General features: G+C 33.8%; 20 protein-coding genes. 11 read left to right on the plus strand and 9 right to left on the minus strand.

Going from position 1 to position 21747, the window contains the following annotated elements; all coding sequences use genetic code 11:
• Positions 1-98 precede the first annotated feature (98 nt).
• Entirely contained in the window at positions 99-1292 is a 1194-nt protein-coding gene (gene fmdA, locus SH09_RS00395; RefSeq protein WP_042737634.1) for a formamidase, read from the plus strand.
• Positions 1292-1567 (plus strand): FmdB family zinc ribbon protein, encoded by a 276-nt coding sequence (locus SH09_RS00400; RefSeq protein WP_042737635.1) that lies wholly within the window; start codon positions 1292-1294, stop codon positions 1565-1567. The genes fmdA and SH09_RS00400 overlap by 1 nt, the downstream gene beginning before the upstream one ends.
• A gap of 71 nt (positions 1568-1638) precedes the next feature.
• On the opposite strand, the gene SH09_RS00405 is transcribed toward SH09_RS00400, so the two are convergent.
• Positions 1639-2562, minus strand: a complete 924-nt coding sequence (locus tag SH09_RS00405) for an LCP family protein (RefSeq protein WP_042737636.1) — start codon at positions 2560-2562, stop codon at positions 1639-1641.
• A gap of 21 nt (positions 2563-2583) precedes the next feature.
• Positions 2584-3732, minus strand: a complete 1149-nt coding sequence (locus SH09_RS00410; RefSeq protein WP_042737637.1) for an FtsW/RodA/SpoVE family cell cycle protein — start codon at positions 3730-3732, stop codon at positions 2584-2586.
• A 410-nt stretch (positions 3733-4142) separates the two neighbouring features.
• Between SH09_RS00410 and SH09_RS00415 the strand changes: the two genes are divergently transcribed.
• From SH09_RS00415 to SH09_RS00425, 3 genes are read left to right on the plus strand one after another with little or no spacing between them, the layout of a single operon-like run.
• A complete protein-coding gene (locus SH09_RS00415) occupies positions 4143-4562 on the plus strand; it encodes an Msa family membrane protein (protein WP_042737638.1) in 420 nt (139 codons plus the stop codon).
• Entirely contained in the window at positions 4549-5439 is an 891-nt protein-coding gene (locus tag SH09_RS00420) for an ABC transporter ATP-binding protein (protein WP_042737639.1), read from the plus strand. Before SH09_RS00415 ends, SH09_RS00420 begins: the two co-directional genes overlap by 14 nt.
• Positions 5432-6187 carry a hypothetical protein gene (locus tag SH09_RS00425; RefSeq protein ID WP_042737640.1) on the plus strand — a complete coding sequence of 252 codons (756 nt, stop codon included), beginning with the start codon at positions 5432-5434 and terminating at the stop codon, positions 6185-6187. Before SH09_RS00420 ends, SH09_RS00425 begins: the two co-directional genes overlap by 8 nt.
• Positions 6188-6249: 62 nt before the next feature.
• On the opposite strand, the gene mbcS is transcribed toward SH09_RS00425, so the two are convergent.
• Positions 6250-7827: an acyl-CoA synthetase MbcS gene (mbcS, locus tag SH09_RS00430; protein ID WP_042737641.1), complete on the minus strand. Its 1578-nt coding sequence runs from the start codon at positions 7825-7827 to the stop codon at positions 6250-6252.
• 306 nt (positions 7828-8133) lie between these two features.
• Between mbcS and SH09_RS00435 the strand changes: the two genes are divergently transcribed.
• Positions 8134-9537 (plus strand): MDR family MFS transporter, encoded by a 1404-nt coding sequence (locus SH09_RS00435; protein WP_042737642.1) that lies wholly within the window; start codon positions 8134-8136, stop codon positions 9535-9537.
• 215 nt (positions 9538-9752) lie between these two features.
• Here SH09_RS00435 and SH09_RS00440 read toward each other — a convergent pair whose 3' ends face one another.
• The 3 genes from SH09_RS00440 to SH09_RS00450 all read right to left on the minus strand — a co-directional run bounded on the left by SH09_RS00440 (position 9753) and on the right by SH09_RS00450 (position 12989).
• Positions 9753-11240 carry an aldehyde dehydrogenase family protein gene (locus tag SH09_RS00440; RefSeq protein ID WP_042737643.1) on the minus strand — a complete coding sequence of 496 codons (1488 nt, stop codon included), beginning with the start codon at positions 11238-11240 and terminating at the stop codon, positions 9753-9755.
• A gap of 95 nt (positions 11241-11335) precedes the next feature.
• Entirely contained in the window at positions 11336-12466 is a 1131-nt protein-coding gene (locus SH09_RS00445) for an NADH-dependent flavin oxidoreductase (RefSeq protein ID WP_042737644.1), read from the minus strand.
• Positions 12467-12566: 100 nt separating this feature from the next.
• Positions 12567-12989: a MarR family winged helix-turn-helix transcriptional regulator gene (locus tag SH09_RS00450; protein WP_042737645.1), complete on the minus strand. Its 423-nt coding sequence runs from the start codon at positions 12987-12989 to the stop codon at positions 12567-12569.
• A 399-nt stretch (positions 12990-13388) separates the two neighbouring features.
• On the opposite strand from SH09_RS00450, the gene SH09_RS00455 reads away from it, so the two are divergent.
• Positions 13389-14447 (plus strand): AEC family transporter, encoded by a 1059-nt coding sequence (locus tag SH09_RS00455; protein ID WP_042737646.1) that lies wholly within the window; start codon positions 13389-13391, stop codon positions 14445-14447.
• A gap of 28 nt (positions 14448-14475) precedes the next feature.
• A complete protein-coding gene (locus SH09_RS00460; RefSeq protein ID WP_042737647.1) occupies positions 14476-15483 on the plus strand; it encodes an NAD(P)-dependent oxidoreductase in 1008 nt (335 codons plus the stop codon).
• A gap of 98 nt (positions 15484-15581) precedes the next feature.
• Here the strand turns inward: SH09_RS00460 and SH09_RS00465 are convergent, their stop codons facing one another.
• Positions 15582-16775: an amidohydrolase gene (locus SH09_RS00465; RefSeq protein WP_042737648.1), complete on the minus strand. Its 1194-nt coding sequence runs from the start codon at positions 16773-16775 to the stop codon at positions 15582-15584.
• Positions 16776-16946: 171 nt separating this feature from the next.
• The gene (locus SH09_RS00470; RefSeq protein ID WP_042737649.1) at positions 16947-18143 is read right to left on the minus strand and encodes an MFS transporter; all 1197 of its coding nucleotides are present in this window, start codon (positions 18141-18143) and stop codon (positions 16947-16949) included.
• Between the two features lie 120 nt (positions 18144-18263).
• On the opposite strand from SH09_RS00470, the gene SH09_RS00475 reads away from it, so the two are divergent.
• The gene (locus SH09_RS00475) at positions 18264-18638 is read left to right on the plus strand and encodes a winged helix-turn-helix transcriptional regulator (protein ID WP_042737650.1); all 375 of its coding nucleotides are present in this window, start codon (positions 18264-18266) and stop codon (positions 18636-18638) included.
• Positions 18639-18736: 98 nt separating this feature from the next.
• Here SH09_RS00475 and SH09_RS00480 read toward each other — a convergent pair whose 3' ends face one another.
• On the minus strand, positions 18737-19513 hold the full coding sequence (locus SH09_RS00480) for a PhzF family phenazine biosynthesis protein (protein ID WP_042737651.1): 777 nt from the start codon (positions 19511-19513) through the stop codon (positions 18737-18739).
• A gap of 197 nt (positions 19514-19710) precedes the next feature.
• Here SH09_RS00480 and bioD point away from each other — a divergent pair, with 197 nt between their 5' ends.
• Both bioD and bioA read left to right on the plus strand, forming a co-directional pair.
• Positions 19711-20388 (plus strand): dethiobiotin synthase, encoded by a 678-nt coding sequence (gene bioD / locus SH09_RS00485; RefSeq protein ID WP_042737652.1) that lies wholly within the window; start codon positions 19711-19713, stop codon positions 20386-20388.
• The gene (gene bioA / locus SH09_RS00490) at positions 20375-21724 is read left to right on the plus strand and encodes an adenosylmethionine--8-amino-7-oxononanoate transaminase (protein WP_042737653.1); all 1350 of its coding nucleotides are present in this window, start codon (positions 20375-20377) and stop codon (positions 21722-21724) included. Before bioD ends, bioA begins: the two co-directional genes overlap by 14 nt.
• The last annotated feature ends 23 nt before the right edge of the window (positions 21725-21747 follow it).

Raw genomic sequence — 21747 nt, forward strand, 5'->3', positions numbered from 1 at the left:
TTTAACATATAATACATTTACATTTTTTGTGTTATTATTTCATTAACAGAATATTCAGTCACATTTACTATTTAAATGATATAGGGGGAATAATGCTTATGCCAAAGAAATTATTCAATATTGATTTAAGTAAGAAAATGGACCAACAAGATCATCCAGGTCACAACAGATGGCATCCAGACATACCTGCAGCATTTTCTGTTGATCCAGGTGAATCATTTAGAATGGAATGTTTAGATTGGACAGATGGACAAATTTCAAACAATGACGATGCGAGTGATATTAAGCAAGTCAATTTAAATCGTGTTCATGTACTGAGCGGGCCTGTCCATGTCAACGGTGTAAAGCCAGGAGACTTACTTGTTGTTGATATCTTAGATATCGGTATATTCGAAGAACATGCATGGGGATTCAATGGTATTTTCGATAAAACAAATGGCGGTAGCTTCCTTGTTGATCATTACCCAAATGCTCAAAAATCTATTTGGGATTTTAATGGTATTTATGCAACAAGTCGTCATGTACCAGGTGTTGAATTCGCAGGTATCATACATCCAGGATTAATTGGGGTTGCCCCTTCTCAAGAAATGTTAAACGAATGGAACCGCCGTGAACGTGAATTAGTTAATACAGATCCAAATAGAGAACCCGTATTAGCCAACTTACCTGAAACAGATGCGGCAGTGTTAGGCACGCTAAAAGGGAAAGACTTTGACCGTGTAGCTCAAGAAGGCGCACGTACAGTACCTCCTAGAGAAAATGGAGGAAACTGTGATATTAAAAATTTATCTAAAGGCTCACGTATATATTTTCCAGTCTTTGTAGATGGTGCTAAATTATCTGTTGGTGACTTACACTTCTCACAAGGCGATGGCGAAATTACCTTTTGTGGTGGTATCGAAATGCCTGGATGGATAGAGTTACGTGTAAACGTAATTAAAAATGGTATGGAAACATATAATATTAAGAAAAATCCAGCATTTAAACCTGGTCCAGTTATGCCTAATTATACAGATTACATTGTGTTTGAAGGTATCTCAGTAAATGAATTTAGCGGAAAGCAGACTTACCTAGATGCAAACACTGCATATCGTAACGCTTGTTTAAATGCAATTGAATTCTTAAAAACACGTGGGTTTACAGGCGAACAAGCCTACATGCTACTTGGTTCTGCTCCAGTCCAAGGAACTGTTGCTGGTATTGTTGATGTGCCAAATGCTTGCTGTACGATAGCTATTCCTCGGGAAATATTTAAAGGGGATATCTTACCTTCATTGGAGCCAGATGAATAATGCCAAATTACACTTATAACTGTGTACAGTGCCATGAATTCACAATTAAACAATCAATTCATGATAATCACGACATTGCCACTTGCCCTACTTGTGGCAATACAGCCAAACGTGTATTCACTTCATTTCAAACTTATAATATGAACCCAAAGGTAAAAAAGAGAATCGAAGCAGGGCAACAACCTAGGCTCATTTCTGGAGATAAACTTAAAGTTAATACCTCATCAACACCACGATCACAAACAAATGCCCGACCATGGATGGCCGGACATTAACAAACGCGCTAACAATGACATATTGACTATCGCTTTGTCATTGTTAGCGCGAATTTTTTATTGATATCTAATTAATCACTACTTTGTAAATTATGCTTGTATACTTTCATTTTCTCTTCTTTATCAGTAACGTCTGGTATAAAGTACCAAATCCCATCACTTTCTATGAGGTTTTGACCTGAAATCGATAATTTATCGATAGCATTACCTGCACCTTTATATTTGGAATATAATGTCTTCAAGGATTTAAGATCAAAGCTTGTCTTAACATTTTGTTCACTCACTTGCAGTATCTTATTAAGTTTAAATAGATTATGTGTCTCAGACATTTTTTCAGATAATGCGGCTATGACTTGTCTTTGACGTTCTGTTCGACCTTCATCACCACCTGCGCCATCTTCTTTTCTACTTCGCACATAATCCAGTGCCTTTTTACTATTTAAGTGCATCGACTCACCTTGTTTAAACTGCGAGCCATTATACTCAAATGTCGCATTACTTTTAACGTCAACACCACCAAAGATATCAATAAGCTTTTCAAATCCATCCATATCTACGGTAACATAACCATCAATAGGAATATTGAAGTTATCCTCAATCGTCTTGATTGCTGTTTTTGGTCCACCGTAAGCATATGCATGCGCAATCTTTTCAGTTCTATCAAAACCAGAAATCTCAGCACGTGTATCCCTTGGAATTGAAATGAGTTTCGTCTTACCTTTCTCTGGATTAATCGATGCAATTAAAATGGTATCTGTTCGTTGTCCTAAATTGGCTTTAGCTCTTTTTGCATCTGAATCCACACCAAATATAGCAACAGAAATCGGCTGCTTATTTGCAACTTTCTTTTGACCATTTGTCAATGACTGCGTATGGTCCTTGGAATCATGAATCGCATGATTTAAGTGCACTACTTTAAATATTAAAAATGCAACAATCAATATGAAAATGACAAGTAATACGCCAACAATTTTACCTTTTTTAGAGAGTTTCATCTCCTGCCTCCTTTTTCACTACTACTTGGTGATTTGTTCTTGTTTAATTTTACGTATAACTGCAATCATTGCACCTAATGCCAAACTGACACTCATAATAGATGAACCTCCATAACTCAACATGGGCAATGTTACCCCTGTTAATGGAATTAGTCCTGATATACCAGCTAAATTAATGAACACTTGCATAAACAGATAACTAACGACGCCAACACATATCAGTTTATAGAAATGATTTTCCGTTCTATTCGCGTAAACCAGTCCTTTAAATAAAATAAATCCATAAATAGCCAAGACAAATAGTACACCTATCAAACCTGTTTCCTCGGAAATAACTGTAAAAATAAAATCAGTATGCGGTTCTGGTAAATAACCTCGCTTTAAAATACCATTACCTAACCCCTTACCAAACAGTCCACCATTGGCAATTGAAGTCAATGCACTTGTTAATTGATAACCGTCGCCATTTTCATATTTAAAAGGATCTAAGACTACTTGAATTCTTTTTAATCTATAAAGATTTTTAGAGTCAAAAATCAATGTGTAGCATATGTATAACAACATAGGTATTGCTGTAAAACTCAAGATTTGCAACTTTATTTTATTTTTTATCTCTGAATACAGTAATATGGAACCAATAATAGCTACTGTCAATAACGTACCGCCTAAATCCCCCTGCATAAGTACCAGTAATAAACCTAGCCCTAATACGCCCAGTGGTGGTATTAAATGTCTTAATTTGTAGTCTTTCTTTAATGCAAGAAATTTATCAATAATATAAGAAAGATAGAAAATAGAAGCGAGTTTTAAAAATTCTGAAGATTGAATACTAAAAATCCCTAAACTTATCCAGTTCTTTGAACCATTAACCTCTTTACCAACTAAAATTGTCAGTAGCAATAACGCCAATGTACTTAATACGATAAATTTTTGTATTTCTACATTTTTAATAGCATTGATATTTATAAACATACTAATAAATAGGATGACTAAAAATCCCATAATAAAAAATAAAAACTGCCTTTTCATAAAGTAATTTGCAGCTACTGGAACTCCATTTGTTAATGAACCTTTAGAAGCTGAAACCATACTGGCACTGTAGACCATGATGACACCAATAACTCCTAGCAACACATAACAAATAATTAAACTAACATCTAAATGTTTCATCCTCCTTTTTAGCGATTCAAAAATATTTTTTCATCGTTATACACCCCCATAAACTTAAGAACTCTAGTTAACCACACATAGTATTCACACACAATCATACTTTAGGCTTACCTAATTATTTTTTTGACTATTAAAAATTATTATTTTAGACACATTTAATTAATATAAAGGCAACTAGCTCATAATACTACGCTACAAGACATCATAATTGCTTACCTTAAGGCACCCAAAAGCAAAATCATTGATAAAATTAGCACTAACATTCATAAAATCTTTATTTCATCATCGAGGAACTTGCTATTTATATTTTATCAAAAACGATATTGATGTTATTACTTTTATATAAAATGGAAATTTTATTGTATAAGGTTTAAAACAGCCTATAGAATTTCTTATTTAAAGGAGGATTTATGTCTAAACTACTCATTTTTTTAACATTAACAAATGTCATCATTTACGGAGTAGCGACATTTTTCAATACTCATTTGACTTTATTTTGGTTTGTATTGCTCGTTTATCTATTACCTTTGATACTAAACAGCCTGCTGGTCATTTTTACACATCAAAAATATAAATTAGGATCTAGTTGTCTCGCTGCTTTAACTACTACTGTTTGTTATTTAATGTTTAGCCTTTATTTTACAACTAGAGACACATTTCCTGATTTTTTAAAAAATAACACTAAATACTTTGGCGAAATGCAACTTGATATTAATCCCAATTTAGCAAGTTTAAGTCAGCTCATTTTTATTTTTTTACTCAATTTCATCATCATTGGTTCGATTAACATCATAGTTAGAAAGAAGGTAAAGCATCGTGTTACGCGTTGAAAAATTATCAAAAAAATTTAAAAACAACGATTATTATTCATTAAAAGACGTATCGTTTGAAATATCTCAAGGAGAAATTGTTGGACTTATTGGCAAGAACGGTGCAGGTAAGACAACTTTAATAAAATTAATAGCTAAGGCCATTAGACCAACTTCAGGACAGGTCTACTTAAATGATATTAATATCTATAAGAAGCACAATTCTTTAAAGGATTTCGGTTTTATGATTGAAGGAACTCTATTTAATCATTTAACAGCTATTGAGCATTTAAAGTATTTTATCAAACTTAACGGTGAAAAAAAGCATGAAGCAAATATCGAGGAAATATTAAAATTTGTCGGTTTATGGGATAAGCGTAATAAAAATCCTCGTAATTATTCCTTTGGAATGAAACAACGTTTGTCTTTGGCACTTTGTCTTATTACAGACCCTAAAATATTAATCCTTGATGAACCATTTGTCGGTTTAGATCCAAATGGTGTAGCTAATTTGATTCATACTTTAAAAACGTGGGCTGAGAAAAAGGATTCGGCAATCATCATTTCAAGTCATCAATTAAGTGAATTAGAAGCCATTTGTCATCGATACTTATTTATAGATAATGGACAATTAAAGGAAGACTTTAATAGCGATCATGAAGTTGTGACTGTCATCGAAATAGATAAACCACTTAATCTTGATTCCGCTATTGCTATAAAATATGATTCAATAATCCATAAAACCAAACAGGCTAATATAATTGAAATCCCTGCAGAATCACCTGAATTTAATGAACTCATATCGGATTTAACAAAGGATTATAGAATAATTAGTATTAAAGAGAAAAAAGACTCCATCCAAGATAGATTTAAAGTGGGAAGTGATAAAAATGATTAAATTCACCGCAATATTCCAAAACTTACTAAAAATAAAAGCGACATGGTTATACCTAGCTTTCGGTTTATTACCTTTAGCGTTATTTCTTATTATGTATTTAAATCCAAATTTTATGAATATCTCAGGGGAAAAACATACCTTAGGTTGTCTTGAATTCTTCTCGATGGTCTTCTCCCTTCAAGATAGTACAATTATTTCGATGATTATTTTAATTTACGTGGTTAGTTTGAATTTTTATACTGAAAAAGAAAAAGGACAACTATATTTCTACAAAGATTTACCTAAAGGACGTTTGTTAAATAGTAAATTATGTGCTTTACTTTTACTTTATTTAATGTTTGTTTTAATTTTATTTTTAAGTTCAGTCACGATTTACTATACACAAATCACACATACGGATCTTGCTTCACATCATTTCTTGCCATTGTCTGACGATTCATGGAACTACATTGTCGTTGAGTTCCTAGGCACGTTATATGTCCAAATAATATGCATATTTCTAAGTGTAATATTATCTATTCATTTTCCTAATGGTTACACAATCTTTGGCGCTATTGGATTCATTATTATCACTTCCATAACACCATTATTTAAAGGAGTTAAGTATATTTTCCCTAATGGTTATTTAAAGTCATTAACGAACTCAAACTTTGCAGAAATCTTAACAGAGATATCCCTCTTATTTATTTTATATATTGCAATTTTCTATATCATTTCAGTCATTAGTTATAAAAAATTAGAATACTAATTAGAATCTATAATCAAAAAAGCTGCGTGCCGATATTTATTTAATCGACACGCAGTTTTTTATTATAAATATTTTTCCTTTTCCGCTTCACGTAATTCTACACGACGTATTTTACCTGAATTTGTTTTTGGTAAATCTTCAACAAACTCAATCGCTCTCGGATATTTATATGGGGCTACATCTTGTTTAACAAAGTTTTGTAATGCTTTTACTGTATCTTCATCACCTGTTACACCATCTTGAAGTATTACAAATGCTTTTACAATATTACCTCTTATTTCATGCGGACTAGCGACAACAGCACATTCTTTGACTGATGGATGTTTAGTCAATGAATCTTCTACTTCGAATGGTCCGATTGTATAACCTGAACTTATAATTATGTCGTCTCTTCTACCTTCGAACCAGAAATAACCATCTTCATCTATTTTAGCTAAATCTCCTGTAATAAAGTAATCACCTACTACCGGTTCTTGCGTACGTTCGGGATCCTTATAATAACCTTTGAAAAGTGCCGGTAAGTCTACAGGCACAGCAATATTACCAATTTCTCCAACTGCCGCTAAGTTACCGTCATCATCTACGACAGTAGCATGACTACCAGGAATCGCTTTACCCATTGAACCCGGTCTAGCTTCTGTATCCTTTAAGAAACCAATTAGTAAGGTACTCTCTGTCTGTCCATAACCGTCTCGAACTTTAAGTTTAAAGTTTTCTTGGAACTTATCGACGACTTCTTTATTTAGTGGTTCACCAGCAGATACTGCACTGTGCAAGTGTTCTAAATTATAGTCTGTAAGGTTTGGTAATTTAGCCATTAATCTGTATTCTGTTGGTGTACAGCATAATACATTGATTTGATAATCTTGTAATAATTGTAAGTATTTCTCCGCGTTAAATTTACCATTATAAACAAATGCTGTAGCGCCAGAACCCATAATAGATAAAAATGGACTCCAAACCCACTTTTGCCAACCTGGTGCAGCAGTCGCCCAAACAACATCATCTTCCGAAATACTTAACCAATGTTTTGGTGCCATCTGCATGTGTGCGTAACCCCAACCATGTGAGTGGACTACTGCTTTAGGGTTACCTGTAGTGCCAGACGTATAAGATAGCAATGCGACATCATCACGTGTTGTTTCTGCCATCTCTAATTTAGTACTTGCACTTTCTTTCTCATTATCTAGTGAAGTCCAATCCGTTTCCTGACCGCCAACAATGAACTTAGTAAGTTGCTCATATATATCGATACCTTTAAATTCACCTATACGTTCTGCCATTACGACTACTGCTTTAACTTCACCATGCGTTATACGGTATTGTAAGTCTTTCGTACGTAACATTTCAGAACTAGGGATAATTATAATTCCTAATTTAAGTGCTGCTAAATAAATTTCGTAAGTTTCTATACAACGCGGCATCATTACAAGTACCTTGTCACCTTTTTCTAATCCATAACTTGAAAGTACATTACCTATCTGATTCGCATTATTGATTAGTTCATGATACGTAATCTCTTGCTTTTCTCCGGATGCATCTTCAAAAATAATCGCTCTCTTCGACTGATCTACTGCATATTTCTCTATCTCACTTACGATATTGTACCGCTCTGGTGCGATTAAATCATTTTTATTCATTGCCTACTCTCCTTAAATCTAACGCAAAATCATTCATGAAGTTCAACATAAATTTCACTATGCGTTATTAACAACATTAAAATATTTAAATCTATTCCTCATAATTTTAATTTTAAATCACCCATAAGTAAAAGGATACGATTTAATTTCAGAATTTTAACATAATATTTTTCATTAACATTATTTATAAATTTATAAACTACTGACAATTTTATTACACTCATACCGAAACAGATAACTTTGTTATTCAATATAACAGTGATATAATATTATAATGTTAATTTTTAAAAGAAAGAAGTGATCTTAGTGACAGAAGCAGGAACGTTTCATGTCGAAAAGCGAATTCCGTTGTTCATCGTACTGCTATCAGGTGCATTCATCACGATACTTAACCAAACTTTACTTGGTACCGCATTACCTCCAATAATGAAAGACTTACAAGTATCTGAAAGCACGGTGCAATGGTTACAATCCATATTTATGTTAGTAAATGGTATTATGATACCTATTACAGCATTTTTAATTGAAAGATTCACCTCGCGACAATTATTTTTAACCGCTATGATTATATTTGCTGCCGGTACACTACTTTGTGCCGTGGGGCCTGAATTTACAACACTACTTATTGGCCGTGTATTACAAGCTGCTGGCGCAGGTATTATGATGCCATTAATGCAGACTATTTTATTTTTACTCTTCCCAGTTGAAAAGCGCGGTACTGCCATGGGATTATTTGGTTTAGTTATCGCATTCGCACCAGCGATTGGACCTACATTATCAGGTGTATTAGTAGAACATCTATCTTGGAGAAGTGTCTTCTATGTGGTACTTCCAATAGCCATTATTATTATCATCACATCTTATTTCCTATTAAAGAATGTAACAGAAACTACACATCCAAAATTAGATATCGCTTCAGTAATATTGTCGACCTTAGGCTTTGGCGGATTGCTTTATAGTTTCAGTTCTGTCGGAGAAGCAGGTTGGGCAAGTATCCAATTTTTATTACCACTCATCATCGGAATTATTGCATTAGTCATCTTTATTCGTAGACAACTAAAACTCAAAGAACCAATGCTCGAATTTAGAGTGTTTAATTATGGCATCTATACATTAGGTACTGTATTAAGTATGTTTGTCTTTGGTGTATTAATTGCTACTAATATTATTTTGCCGTTATACATGCAAAACATGTTACAATTTTCAGCTTTAGAATCAGGTTTAGTACTATTACCTGGTGCTATTTTAATGGGAATTATGAACCCAGTAACAGGTTACCTGTTTGATAGATTTGGTGGAAAATGGCTCGCACGTCTAGGCTTAATTGTCTTAGTTGGTTCAACTATTCCATTCACACTATTAACAGCACATACAAGCTTTACTTATTTAGCAATTGGTAACGCCTTAAGAATGTTATCCATTTCTATGGTTATGATGCCAATGACTACATTAGCAATCAATCAATTACCTAATAACTTAATTGCTCATGGTACGGCAATGAATAATACCTTTAGACAGATGGCTGGTGCTATTGGTACAGCTGTATTTGTTACATTAATGTCTGTCACAGCTATACCTAAATCGGGCATCACAGGCATTATTCATGGTGTTAATGTAACATTCACTGTTGCTGCTGCAATTTCAGTAGTGGCATTGCTATTATCATTCAAACTTACAGATAAGACAAAGCCAACACGCAGAACGATTTAAGTTATGAATATATATGACTGATCTTCTGAATATAATTTGTTACATTAAATAAATAATGGTAAAGCATCATTCTTTTTCAGAGTTGATTCACATTTTAACCCTACATCGTGAATCACACATATTAAAAACACAGGTTGAACCACGATGAGTGGCTCAACCTGTGTTTTTTTACTTCATTAATAACTGCTTTTCACTCCAGCACATGTAAATATGAGCTAATATAATCCTTTCAATGCATCACTCGTATCAATATAAATATTTTTAACTTGTTGATAATTTTTAATTGCCTCTTTATAAGTTTCTCTACCGATACCTGATTTTTTATATCCTCCAAATGGTGCGCCTTCTGGTACTTGGTTGTAGGTATTTATCCATACTCGGCCAGTTCTAACCGCTTTCGCTATATTAAGCGCACGAGTAATATCTTGTGAAAATACCCCACCTGCTAAACCATATTCAGAGTCATTTGCAACTTTGATAGCTTCTTCATCATCTTTCACTTTAATAACTGTTAATACCGGACCAAAAATTTCTTCTTGTGCTAACTTATTATTATTATCAGGAACCGAAATCAGCGTTGGTTCGAAGAAATAACCTTTATCTAGACCATTGTCTACAATGCGCTGTCCTCCTACAAGTATTTCAGCGTCTGATTGCTTAGCATAATCGATATAGGATTGAATTTTTTCTATTTGTTCTTCACCAGTTTGACTACCCATTTGTGTGTTTTCATCTAATGGATCTCCAACCTTAATATTGCTAAACGCAGTTTTCAACTTATCAATTAATTGATCATAAATTTTTTCATGAACTAATAAGCGAGAGCCTGCACTACATACTTCACCTTGGTTAAACAGTATGCCTAATTGAATACCTTCTAATGCCAAATCAAAATTTGCATCATCTAAAATAATATTGGCACTTTTACCTCCTAATTCTAACGTTGCTGGAACGATGCGTTTTGCTCCTGCTTCCGCAACAGTGTAACCAACATCCGTTGATCCAGTAAACGATAGTTTATCTACACCTTCATGATTAAAAATGGCATTTCCAGATTCTGACCCTTTACCTGTAATAATATTAACCACGCCTTTAGGTAAGACTTCTTGGAATATTTTCGCTAATTCAATCAAACTTAATGGTGTTGAAGAAGACGGTTGAATAACAATAGTATTGCCGGCAGCTATGGCTGGCGCTATCTTCCAAGCTTCTAATAAGATAGGAAAGTTCCATGCTACAACAGCACCTACCACACCTATTGGTTCGTGTCGTATTAAGCTCATCGTATCTTTATCTATATCATTTAATGACCCTTCATCTGTTTCAATCACACTACCGAAATATTTGTAATGTCTCGCGGCAAATGGTACGTCAATATTTAGTGTTTCTCTAATTGGCTTACCGTTATTGAGTGATTCTATAGTGGCTAGCTTCTCTTTATTTGCCTCAATTTTATTTCCTATTTCTCTCAAGTATTCTGCACGTTCAGTATTTGAGGTTTGACTCCAGCTGACAAATGCTTCTTGGGCGGCTTTAACCGCTTTATCAACATCACTGTCGCTTGCTTTGGCAACAGTAGCCAAGAATTCACCATTCGCTGGATTGTTAACCTCTAATGTTTCACCTCGTTCACTTGCGACAAATGTTCCATTGATAAATAACCCATAATTCTCGTCAATATAATCTCTTACATTTATACTCACAATCAATCTCTCCTTCACTTAAATGTGTTTATACAATTAAAATTTAGAAGTTCTTGCTGCTTAATATTTTTACAGTAAGTTATATGTTGAAATAATTATTTATCCACTCTTGGTAATGGATAAAATTGTGCATTTAATTGTTCCCATAATTTAGGTGGCAAATGATGTTTATCAGTTCTATTAGGATCAAATTCAGATATTATTTCATCTTCATTACCACTTTTAATTTTACTGATAAAGTTATAGTCGAGTAATATACCTCTACCAATGGCAATTAAATCAACATTAGGTGAGTTTATTGCTTCTAAAGCTTCACCAGCTGTAAACACTGAACCAATACCAATTAGCGGCATACGTCCGTCAATCCATTCATGCAATAAAGCTACTTTTTCTTGCCCTTTATATTTTTCTTCTTTCGTATCTGCAAAAACATGCATCAACGACACATGTAGATAATCTAAAGGTTTTTCAATTATTGTTTTAACTAACGTTTCTGTTAATTCCATTTTCAATCCATCTTCTTCTGGGTCTTCAGGTGATAGACGGTAACCAACAATAAAGTCATCATTTCCATACGCTTTAACAACTTTTAATACTTCATCAATAACTGCTAATGGGAATTTCAATCTGTCTTTACCCCATTCATCCGTACGTTTATTATAATGTGGTGATACGAATTGATGAATTAAGTAGTGATTGGCACCATGTATTTCTACGCCATCGAAACCAGCATCAATTGCTCTTTTCGTTGCTTCACCAAAGGCAGTTATTGTTTCTGCTATTTCTGTTTGTGTTATTTCGCGTGCATCATGAGGTTCTGATTCATCAAAACTTTGCATAGTAATTGGACTCGGTCCTGCTACATCTCCTCCAGGTGTTAAATATGGAAGCGATTGTGCACCACCATGATGTATTTGAACTACAGCTTTCGCACCGTTTTGCTTCATTGTTGTTGCTAACTGTTTCAATCCATCTAGGTCCGAATCATGGGCAATTGATGGTTGTCCTGGAAACGCCTTTCCAAGATCAGTAACATTACTCGCCGCAGTTAGTGCTAAACCAACATCTTTAGATCTCTTGTCAAAATGTTCTAACTCTGCTGTTGAGGTCGTCCCATCGTCATTTGATGATGAATGTGTCAATGGTGCTAAGACAAATCTATTTTTCAACTTTACACCATTAGGTAATTCTAATGGTTCAAACAGTGGTTCAAATTGTTTTTTCATCATAAAAACCTCCCGAAATTTATATGCATGCTGCATACATATAAATTAACGCTATAATAAAAAAATGTCAAGACGAGACTATTTAAATCTCATCATGACATTATAATGATTTAACCAATTGTTGCATCAGTGCATTTGCGTCGGTGTCACCTAAGTATTTAGACATGACTTCATGAATGATATCCAAACTACCTTGTAGTTTTTCTTCTCCCCATTCAGTAATTTGTGTGTAGGTTCCTCTTCTATCCACCGCACACACACATTTCTCCAATGCACCGCATTTTTCAGATTCCATATTAGAAACAATTCTAGACAGTGCACTTTGACTCAAGTCTAATAGATTTTGTAATTCTTGTAGTCTTAGCTTTTTCTCAGGAGAAACCGAAATATAATATAATACATAAAATTCTTTTAATGATAATTGATATCTCGCTCTAATAATTGCTTCAACTTCTTTACGGATTTTATTTTGTAAGCGATCAAGCTCTAGCCAAGGGCTCATAAAATCATATTTTTTATCCATTATTTTCCCACCTATTATTGTGATAGATAAGTCCTTTAAAGTTTCTATATGCTTTAAATCTAACTTAATCTTATTGGAGAGCATCCCTTAAATCTCTCCAAACAAAATATTATAACCATGTTATAACTGATTAATACTAAACTACATCCCTACTATAATGTCCACCTTATAGCGAATCCCATTAAAAATTTTAATATAAATATTATAACACTACGATTTATTGAAATACACCGTTCAAGCTTGCTTCTACAACCGTTTATTTTGAAATTATTAATAATAGCGCAATATAAATCAATAATACTGTGATTTAATTCACAAAATATACAAAATGCATAACACCTAAACACCGAATTACATTTTATAATATATAAATAAAATATAATATGCGGAGGTTTAAATGTGGACATTGTAAATATTGTTGTAAATACATTTACCGACAAAGGATTTTTAAGTGCAATAGCCTCAACTGTTTTAATCATTTTACTAGGTTATTTTTGTAGAAAGAAAAATATCTTCAATAATCAAGCAGCTAAAATTTTATCTAAAGTAGTGTTGACTGTTGCATTGCCAGCATTAGCATTTTCTGCCTTTATGACTGACTTGAACCAAAAACATTTAGCTCAAGGAATTAATGTTTTAATTTGGGGCATCTTAATGTATATTGTTTTGATTATTTTAATCAAGCCTTTTTATGCTAAATATAAAGGAGATAAGAAGACTACTTTAGAAATACTTTCTATATTTAGCTCTACGACATTTTTTGGTATCCCTATTATAAGTGCAATGTTAGGTCCAATTGGTGTTATCTATGCAAATATATTTAATATTGGTTATCGTATTTTCTTATATTCCTATGCATATATCAAGATGAGCGGACTAAAAATGGAAATAAAAAACCTCAAGACTATGTTTTTAAATCCAATTGTTATTGCTACATTTTTAGGTTTATTTATTTGGCTCATTCAAGATTTAACACCACACATTACAGTCTTACATAGTCAAAAGGGAAACGAGATTTCAGTTTCAATATTGCGTATTGATCAGACTTTACCTTGGCTTTATGCACCAATCATGTTTTTATCTAAACTTGCTTCACCATTAGCATGGTTATCTATTGGTGCAACTTTAGCAGAAATCAATTTTAAAGATGCTGCTAAAAATACTACGACTTGGTATTATGCCGGTGTGAAAACAGTGATGGTGCCATTAATCAACTTAGTAATTTTTATTATAACTACATTAACTGGCATTTTGATATTTGATATGAATGCTGTCACTACAATGATTGTAATGATGGCAACACCATCTGCAACTGTGGCAGTAGCTTATGCAATTAACTTTGATAAAGAAGCCGTCTTAGCATCCAATGCATCATTACTCTCGACCATTGTAGCCGTATTTATTATCCCAAGTTGGCTAGTCATATTAAAAATTATTGGTAATCTAGGCATTTTTTAACACAACATCTTAGAAAGTAGGTTATCTTATGTTTAAAATTATTTGTTTTGGAGTAAGACCTCATGAGGTCGAAATTTTCCACCAATTTAATACTTATGATTTCGAATTAACGCTCGTAGAATCATTGCTTACCGCAGATAATATCACGTTAGTTGATGGACATCATGCCGTATTATTACGCGCAAATTGTCATGCAACAATGACCAATTTAAAATATATGAAGGCACAAGGTATTGAGTATGTGTTCACTAGAACTGTCGGCACTTCACATATCGACTTGGAAGCCGCAGCATCGCTTGGCATCAAAGTGGCAAATGTGCCTAGCTATTCACCAAATGCTATTGCCGAACTCTCTTTAACATTAGCACTCAACTTATTACGTAATATTCCTTTTACAACAAATAGAACACAACAGTTTGACTTTAGAGTAGATAGTAAGATGTTTAGTAAGGAAGTACGAAACTGTACAGTGGGTATTATAGGTACAGGTAAGATTGGTTATACTGAAGCCCAATTATTCAAAGGATTAGGTGCAAAGGTAATTGGTTATGATTTATATCCTAATGATTTATGTACTGACACTTTAGATTATGTCTCTTTGGACGAATTACTTAGCCAAAGCGATATCGTTAGTATTCATGTACCACATATCCCAGGTGAAAATGATGGCATGATTGATCGGGCATTTTTAACTAAAATGAAAAACGACGCCATCTTAATTAATACGGCACGAGGCGAATTACAAAATAATCACGACATCGTTACCGCTTTAGAGCATAATGTCATCGCCGGTTTCGCTACAGACGTGTTACCGCATGAACAAGATGTATTCTTCAAACAGTTTGATGCATGGGGCCCATTACCTGACACCGATATTCAATCCTTAATTAACATGTATCCAAGAGTATTAATCACACCACATATTGGCTCAAATACAGATGAAGCTGTTGCAAATATGGTAGAAACAAGCTTTAAAAACTTTAATGAAATACTCACAACAGGTACATCATCCAACTTATTAAAGACACCCAATTAAATAATAATATTCAAAAAACCCTCACTATTCTTGTCTTAAACAGATATTGTGAGGGTTTTACTATCTTTATGATATAGCTTTGTCTATGGTCTTATATATTACTTTTCTGATAAACGTTGAATCGCTATTTCTCCTAATGATTTTGCAGCTACAATCAATGCATCTTCATTCACTTCAAATTTAGGATGATGATTCATATAAGGTGTTTCCACTGCTTCAGGTTTACATCCTACAATATAGAACGTACCTGGAATTTCCTTCAGATAATAAGCAAAATCTTCTGAACCGGTAACAGGTGGAATTTCAACTAAATGTTCATAATAGTCACCTTTACTCTTTTCTAAAATATCAGCCACACTTTGTGTATGCTCCGGATGATTGTAAAGTACAGGATAACCAAATTGATAATCTAAGTCATAAGTGACATCGAATCCTACCGCTACACTTTGAGCCACTTTATCAATTTCTTCGTACATAAATTGTTCTAATTCATCATTTAGATAACGTGCAGTCCCTTTAATCGTCACAGTATCTTGAATGATATTCGCTCCACCTGGTGCTTCAAATGCACCAATAGTTATAACACCCATTTCTAATGGATCAATTCTTCTTGATACAATCGTTTGAATTGTATTTACAAAGTTTGTTCCAGCAACTAAAGCATCATGTGTTTTATGCGGGCTTGCAGCATGACCACCAAGCCCTTTAATTTTTAATGTAAATGTGGAACTACCAGAGAAAGCATTGCCTTTATTGTATGCTATTACATTTGGTCCAATAATTGGCGCTACATGGATACCGTAAATTTCATCAACATCTTTTAAAGCACCAGATGCTACAATTTGTTGTGCTCCACCCGGCGGCTTTTCCTCAGCATGTTGATGAATAATTTTTATTGTTCCAGAAAGCTCATCTTTAATTTCAAGTAATGCATCTGCTAAGCCTAGTAAATATGCAGTGTGCGCATCATGACCACATGCATGCATCACACCTTCATTTAATGACTTAAATTCAACTTCTGCTTCTTCTTTGATTGGTAATGCATCAAAGTCAGCACGTAGACCAATCGTTTTTCCAGGTTTACTCCCCTTGATTTCAACGATGACCGCATGACTTTCTGTTACGGGTTGCGTTACTGTAACGTCCTTCCCTTTATAAAAATCTTTAATATATTGAGCTGTTTGCTCTTCTTGGAAAGACAACTCTGGATGTTGATGTAAATGACGTCTATGCTTTATCATTTCACTTTCTTTTTTCTCTAACTTCTCAAACAGTGTATCTTTTAAATTCATAAACATTCACTTCTCTCAATTATTTTTAAAATTATATGTCCGAATACAATTTTAAGATGTTTTAAACACTAATTCAAAGAATATAAATTGATTGATGTGAATTGACTTTTTTAAAATAAAATTACTGTTTCTATAATGTGCATTTCTTATAAAAAATAAACATATAACACTTTATTCAGTACAAGCTTGGGCAAGTGTTGATTGTGTAGCTGTTTCTTTCTTATAAGTAACATACATCATTAAGCTAGCAAGTATGACCATAATAAATCCAAAATACGGCGTCATAGTTAATGAGAAATGATTTAATACAAATCCACCAATTACCGAACCTAAGGTAATACCAATATTAAATGATGCGATATTTAAACTTGATGCAAAATTAACCGTCGCTTTGTGCTTTCTTTCTGCAAATAATACGACAATAAGTTGTAATCCAGGTACATTCATAAAGGCAAACAATCCCATCAATAACACTGCAATTGTACCGATGAATTGATGCGTTACTGTAATACCGACAAACAATAATACCATTGCTTGAATAGTAAATATAGCAACCAATACCTTTGTAGGTTGATGGTTGGTTAACTTTCCACCTAATGTGTTACCAATAGCTACCATTACACCATAAATAATTAATAGAATGACTACCGCATTATCACTATAGTGCATGACATCCGTCAAGATTGTTGTAAGGTAAGTATAAACAACAAATGTACCACCATAACCTAATGCTGTAATTAAATAAATCATCATTAACGATTTATTCTTAAATACTTTCAACTGCTCTACCATTGGCGCTTGATCATATTCATTTAAATCATTTGGTACTACTAACCAGTTACCAATGAAGCTAATTAATCCTATAATCGCAATAGCCACAAAAGACATTTCCCAACCAAATTGTTGGCCTATCCAAGTCCCTAATGGTACTCCTGTAATCGTAGCAACTGTCAATCCAGTAAACATCATTGCAATTGCACTTGAACGTTTATCCGGTGTTACTAAATCACTAGCGATTGCAGTCGCAATAGACATAAATACACCATGCATTAATGCTGAAAGTATACGCATTGCTAACAGCATACTAAATGTTACAGATACTGCAGCTAAAGCATTGGCTACAATAAATATCAACATAATACCCAGTAATAAGTGCTTACGTTTCATTTTATTCGTTAATGGCGTAAGTACTGGTGCCCCTACTGTAACTCCTATCGCATATAATGAAACTGTTAATCCTGCCATAGATATACTTGTGTTAAATGAATCTTTAATTAGTGGTAATAATCCCACACTAATAAACTCTGTCATGCCAATCGCAAAGGCTGACATTGCTAATGCAAAAATAGCAAATTTATTGTTTTTCATGATATATTTGACTCCTTCTTTTTTATTATATGTGTTAATATAAACTACACAATATAAAAGAGGAAGTACGCACTTTAAAGTGCTATAGGTACTTTTAAGTACCTATAAGGAGGTCAAATTATGAGTAAAAATTACAATATCGGTGTAGAAGCTACAATCGATGTCATCGGTGGTAAATGGAAACCTGTCATTTTATGTCACTTGCAAAATAATGGTCTCATGCGTACGTCTGCATTAAAGCGTGCCATTCCTTCAATCACTCAAAAAATGTTAACACAACAGCTACGTGAATTAGAAAACGATGGTATTATCAATCGTATTGTATATGATCAAGTACCACCAAAGGTTGAATATGAACTTTCTGAATACGGCGAAACACTTGGCAAGATATTATCATCACTTTGCTATTGGGGAGAACTACATGCAGAAAAAATGTACAATCGTGGAGAATCGGTAAAATTAGAGCGTCAAGATTTCGTCAACATCCCTAGCTAACCTTTGTTATTGTTTACACCTCAATAATAAAAAGCAGCAATTTCCTAAACGAAAATTGCTGCTTTTTCTATTACAATTAAACTTCTGATATGAATCATTTAATCAATATATAATTCACTGATTGCAAACAATGTCGCTTTGCCTGCTAATGTCAATGCCCCATCTTTATATGTAGCATAAATACTCCCACCACGTGCCGATGCTTGATAAGCGTTAATCGTTTCTTTATTTAATTTTTCAGACCAATAAGGAATAATATGACAATGACCTGAACCACAAACTGGGTCTTCGTCCACATTTAACTTAGGTGCAAAGCTTCTAGATACACAATCATAATCAGTACCTTCAGCTGTTACTTGTAGTAACAATCCATCTAATTCAGCTACTTTCTTTAAATCTGGTTTTAAGTCAATAACAGACTTTTCATCATCTAGTACACATAGCAGGTCTCTGCCCTTAAACACTTCACGAGGTCTCACACCTATTGCCGCTTCAATTTCGTCTAAATGATTTACGCTTTTTAAATCATACGGAGGAAAGCTCATCTCATATAGTTCATCATTTCTATTTACTATCAAATCACCACTCATCGTTGTAAACGTTATTGTAGATAATGAATCATCATAATAATTCATTAATACATAGGCTGTAGCTAAGGTAGCATGTCCACATAAATCAATTTCTCCACCGGGTGTGAACCATCTCAAATGATATTTATCGCCCTTTCTAACTGCAAATGCCGTTTCTGATAAATTATTCTCTTTAGTAATTGCTAACATAAGTTCGTCACTTAAACTTTCCTCTACTATACATACGGCAGCAGGGTTTCCACCAAATATACTATCACTAAATGCATCTACTATATATTGTCTCATACACACCCTCCTTTGAATTATTCACTATTTTAGAACAACTCATTTAATAAATAAAGCATCACTTAGATTCACCGTAAACTGAACGGTTTATCAAGTTTCAACATTTTTAAATGTAAACTAATTTTATTTTTAAGTTTACAATTAGGCCAGAATCGTTTTATGATACCCATAAGACACAAATTAAAAAGAGGTACAACATGAATATTTTTATTACAGGAACAAATACAGATATAGGTAAAACTTATATCACAACGCAACTATTTAATTTATTACAAAATGCAGGCAAGTCAGTAATAATTTTCAAACCCTTTCAGACTGAAGAAATTGGATTAGGATGTTATCCAGATTTAGAGGTCTATAAAAATATATGCGGCCTTGAATATGAAGAGACATCGCTTTATACATTCAGAGATCCTGTATCTCCACACCTTGCCTTCAAGCTAGAGCCAAATCAACGCTTCAGTCGAGATAGTATAGTCACCAAATTAGCCTATTTAGAACAGCGGTATGACTATATTTTGATTGAGGGGGCCGGAGGAATCGCTGTGCCCATTTACGAAAATAATGATTACTGTTATATGACCAGTGATTTAATACGCGACACCGCAGATTTCATCGTTAGCGTAGTACCTTCAAAACTTGGTGCCATTAGTGATGTAATTGTCCATCAATCTTATTTGGAACAGTGTTCACTACCCACTAACGTAATAATCATGAACCATTTTAGTAATACAGCAATTGAACAAGACAATAAACATACACTTGAAAAATTACTTTCTAAAGCTGTATTCACTTGTGAAAGTCATAAGCAGAATCTGGAATCTTCAAAACAATTATTAGCAATATTAGAAGGAGCGATTAATGATGAACAATGAACAACTTGTAGCTAAAGATTTAAATTACGTATGGCATCCCTTTACTCAGATGGGCGTTTACAGAGAATCAAAGCCTATTATTATAAAGAAAGGTCGTGGCAGTTATCTATACGATACAAATGGTAATAAATATTTAGATGGTTATGCCTCACTGTGGGTAAATGTTCATGGACACAATAATAAGCAACTCAACCGTGCCCTACAACGACAACTAAAACAAATTGCACATTCTACTTTATTAGGTTCCTCAAACATTCCATCAATTGAATTGGCCGAGCAACTCGTTGACATTACACCCCAATCTTTACAGAAAGTGTTCTATTCAGATACGGGTAGCGCTGCTGTTGAAATCGCAATTAAAATGGCATACCAATATTGGAAAAATTTAGATGCCATACAATATGCCAAAAAGCGAAAGTTCTTAACATTACATAATGGCTACCATGGCGATACATTGGGAGCAGTTAGTGTTGGTGGTATCGATACTTTCCACCAAATATTTGAGGATTTAATTTTTGAAAATATTCAAATAACCAGTCCATCATTGTATCAAAGTACTTACGAAACGGAAGAAACAATGACCAAAGCTATTCTCGAAGAAATAGAAGCTATACTGCAACAACAAGCTGATGAAATTGTTGGTTTTGTTATCGAACCACTTATTCAAGGTGCTACTGGCCTTTTCGTGCATCCTCATGGATTTCTCAAAGCCGTAGAACAGTTATGTAAACAATATAATGTATTACTAATTTGTGATGAAGTCGCAGTTGGCTTTGGTAGAACCGGAACAATGTTTGCTTGTGAGCATGAACAAGTTGAACCAGATATTATGTGTTTAGGTAAAGCTATTACTGGCGGTTATTTACCATTAGCAGCAACACTTACCTCTCAACGAATATATGATGCGTTCTTAAGTGATGCACACGGTGTTAATACCTTCTTCCATGGTCATACATACACGGGGAATCAACTTGTTTGTGCAGTCGCTTTAGAAAGCCTCAAATTGTATAAACAGAATCATGTTATACAGCATGTTCAAAAGACTTCAAAAATATTGCATAATCACTTGCATAAACTTGCAAACCATCCACACGTGGGAGACATTCGTGGCAGAGGATTAATGTATGGCGTTGAATTAGTAGCTGACAAAGCAACAAGACAACCTTTATCTATAGAGAAAGTAGAAAGCATAATTGCTGAATGTAAGGCATGTGGTCTGATGATTCGTAACTTAGAACATGTCATTACTTTTGTTCCTATTCTCACTATGTCTAAAAAGGAAATTAAAAAAATGGTACGCATCTTTACCAAAGCATTAACCACAATACTTGATTAAATGATGATCATTACACAATTGTT

It is taken from the genome of Staphylococcus gallinarum (genome assembly GCF_000875895.1).
Lineage (GTDB): Bacteria > Bacillota > Bacilli > Staphylococcales > Staphylococcaceae > Staphylococcus > Staphylococcus gallinarum.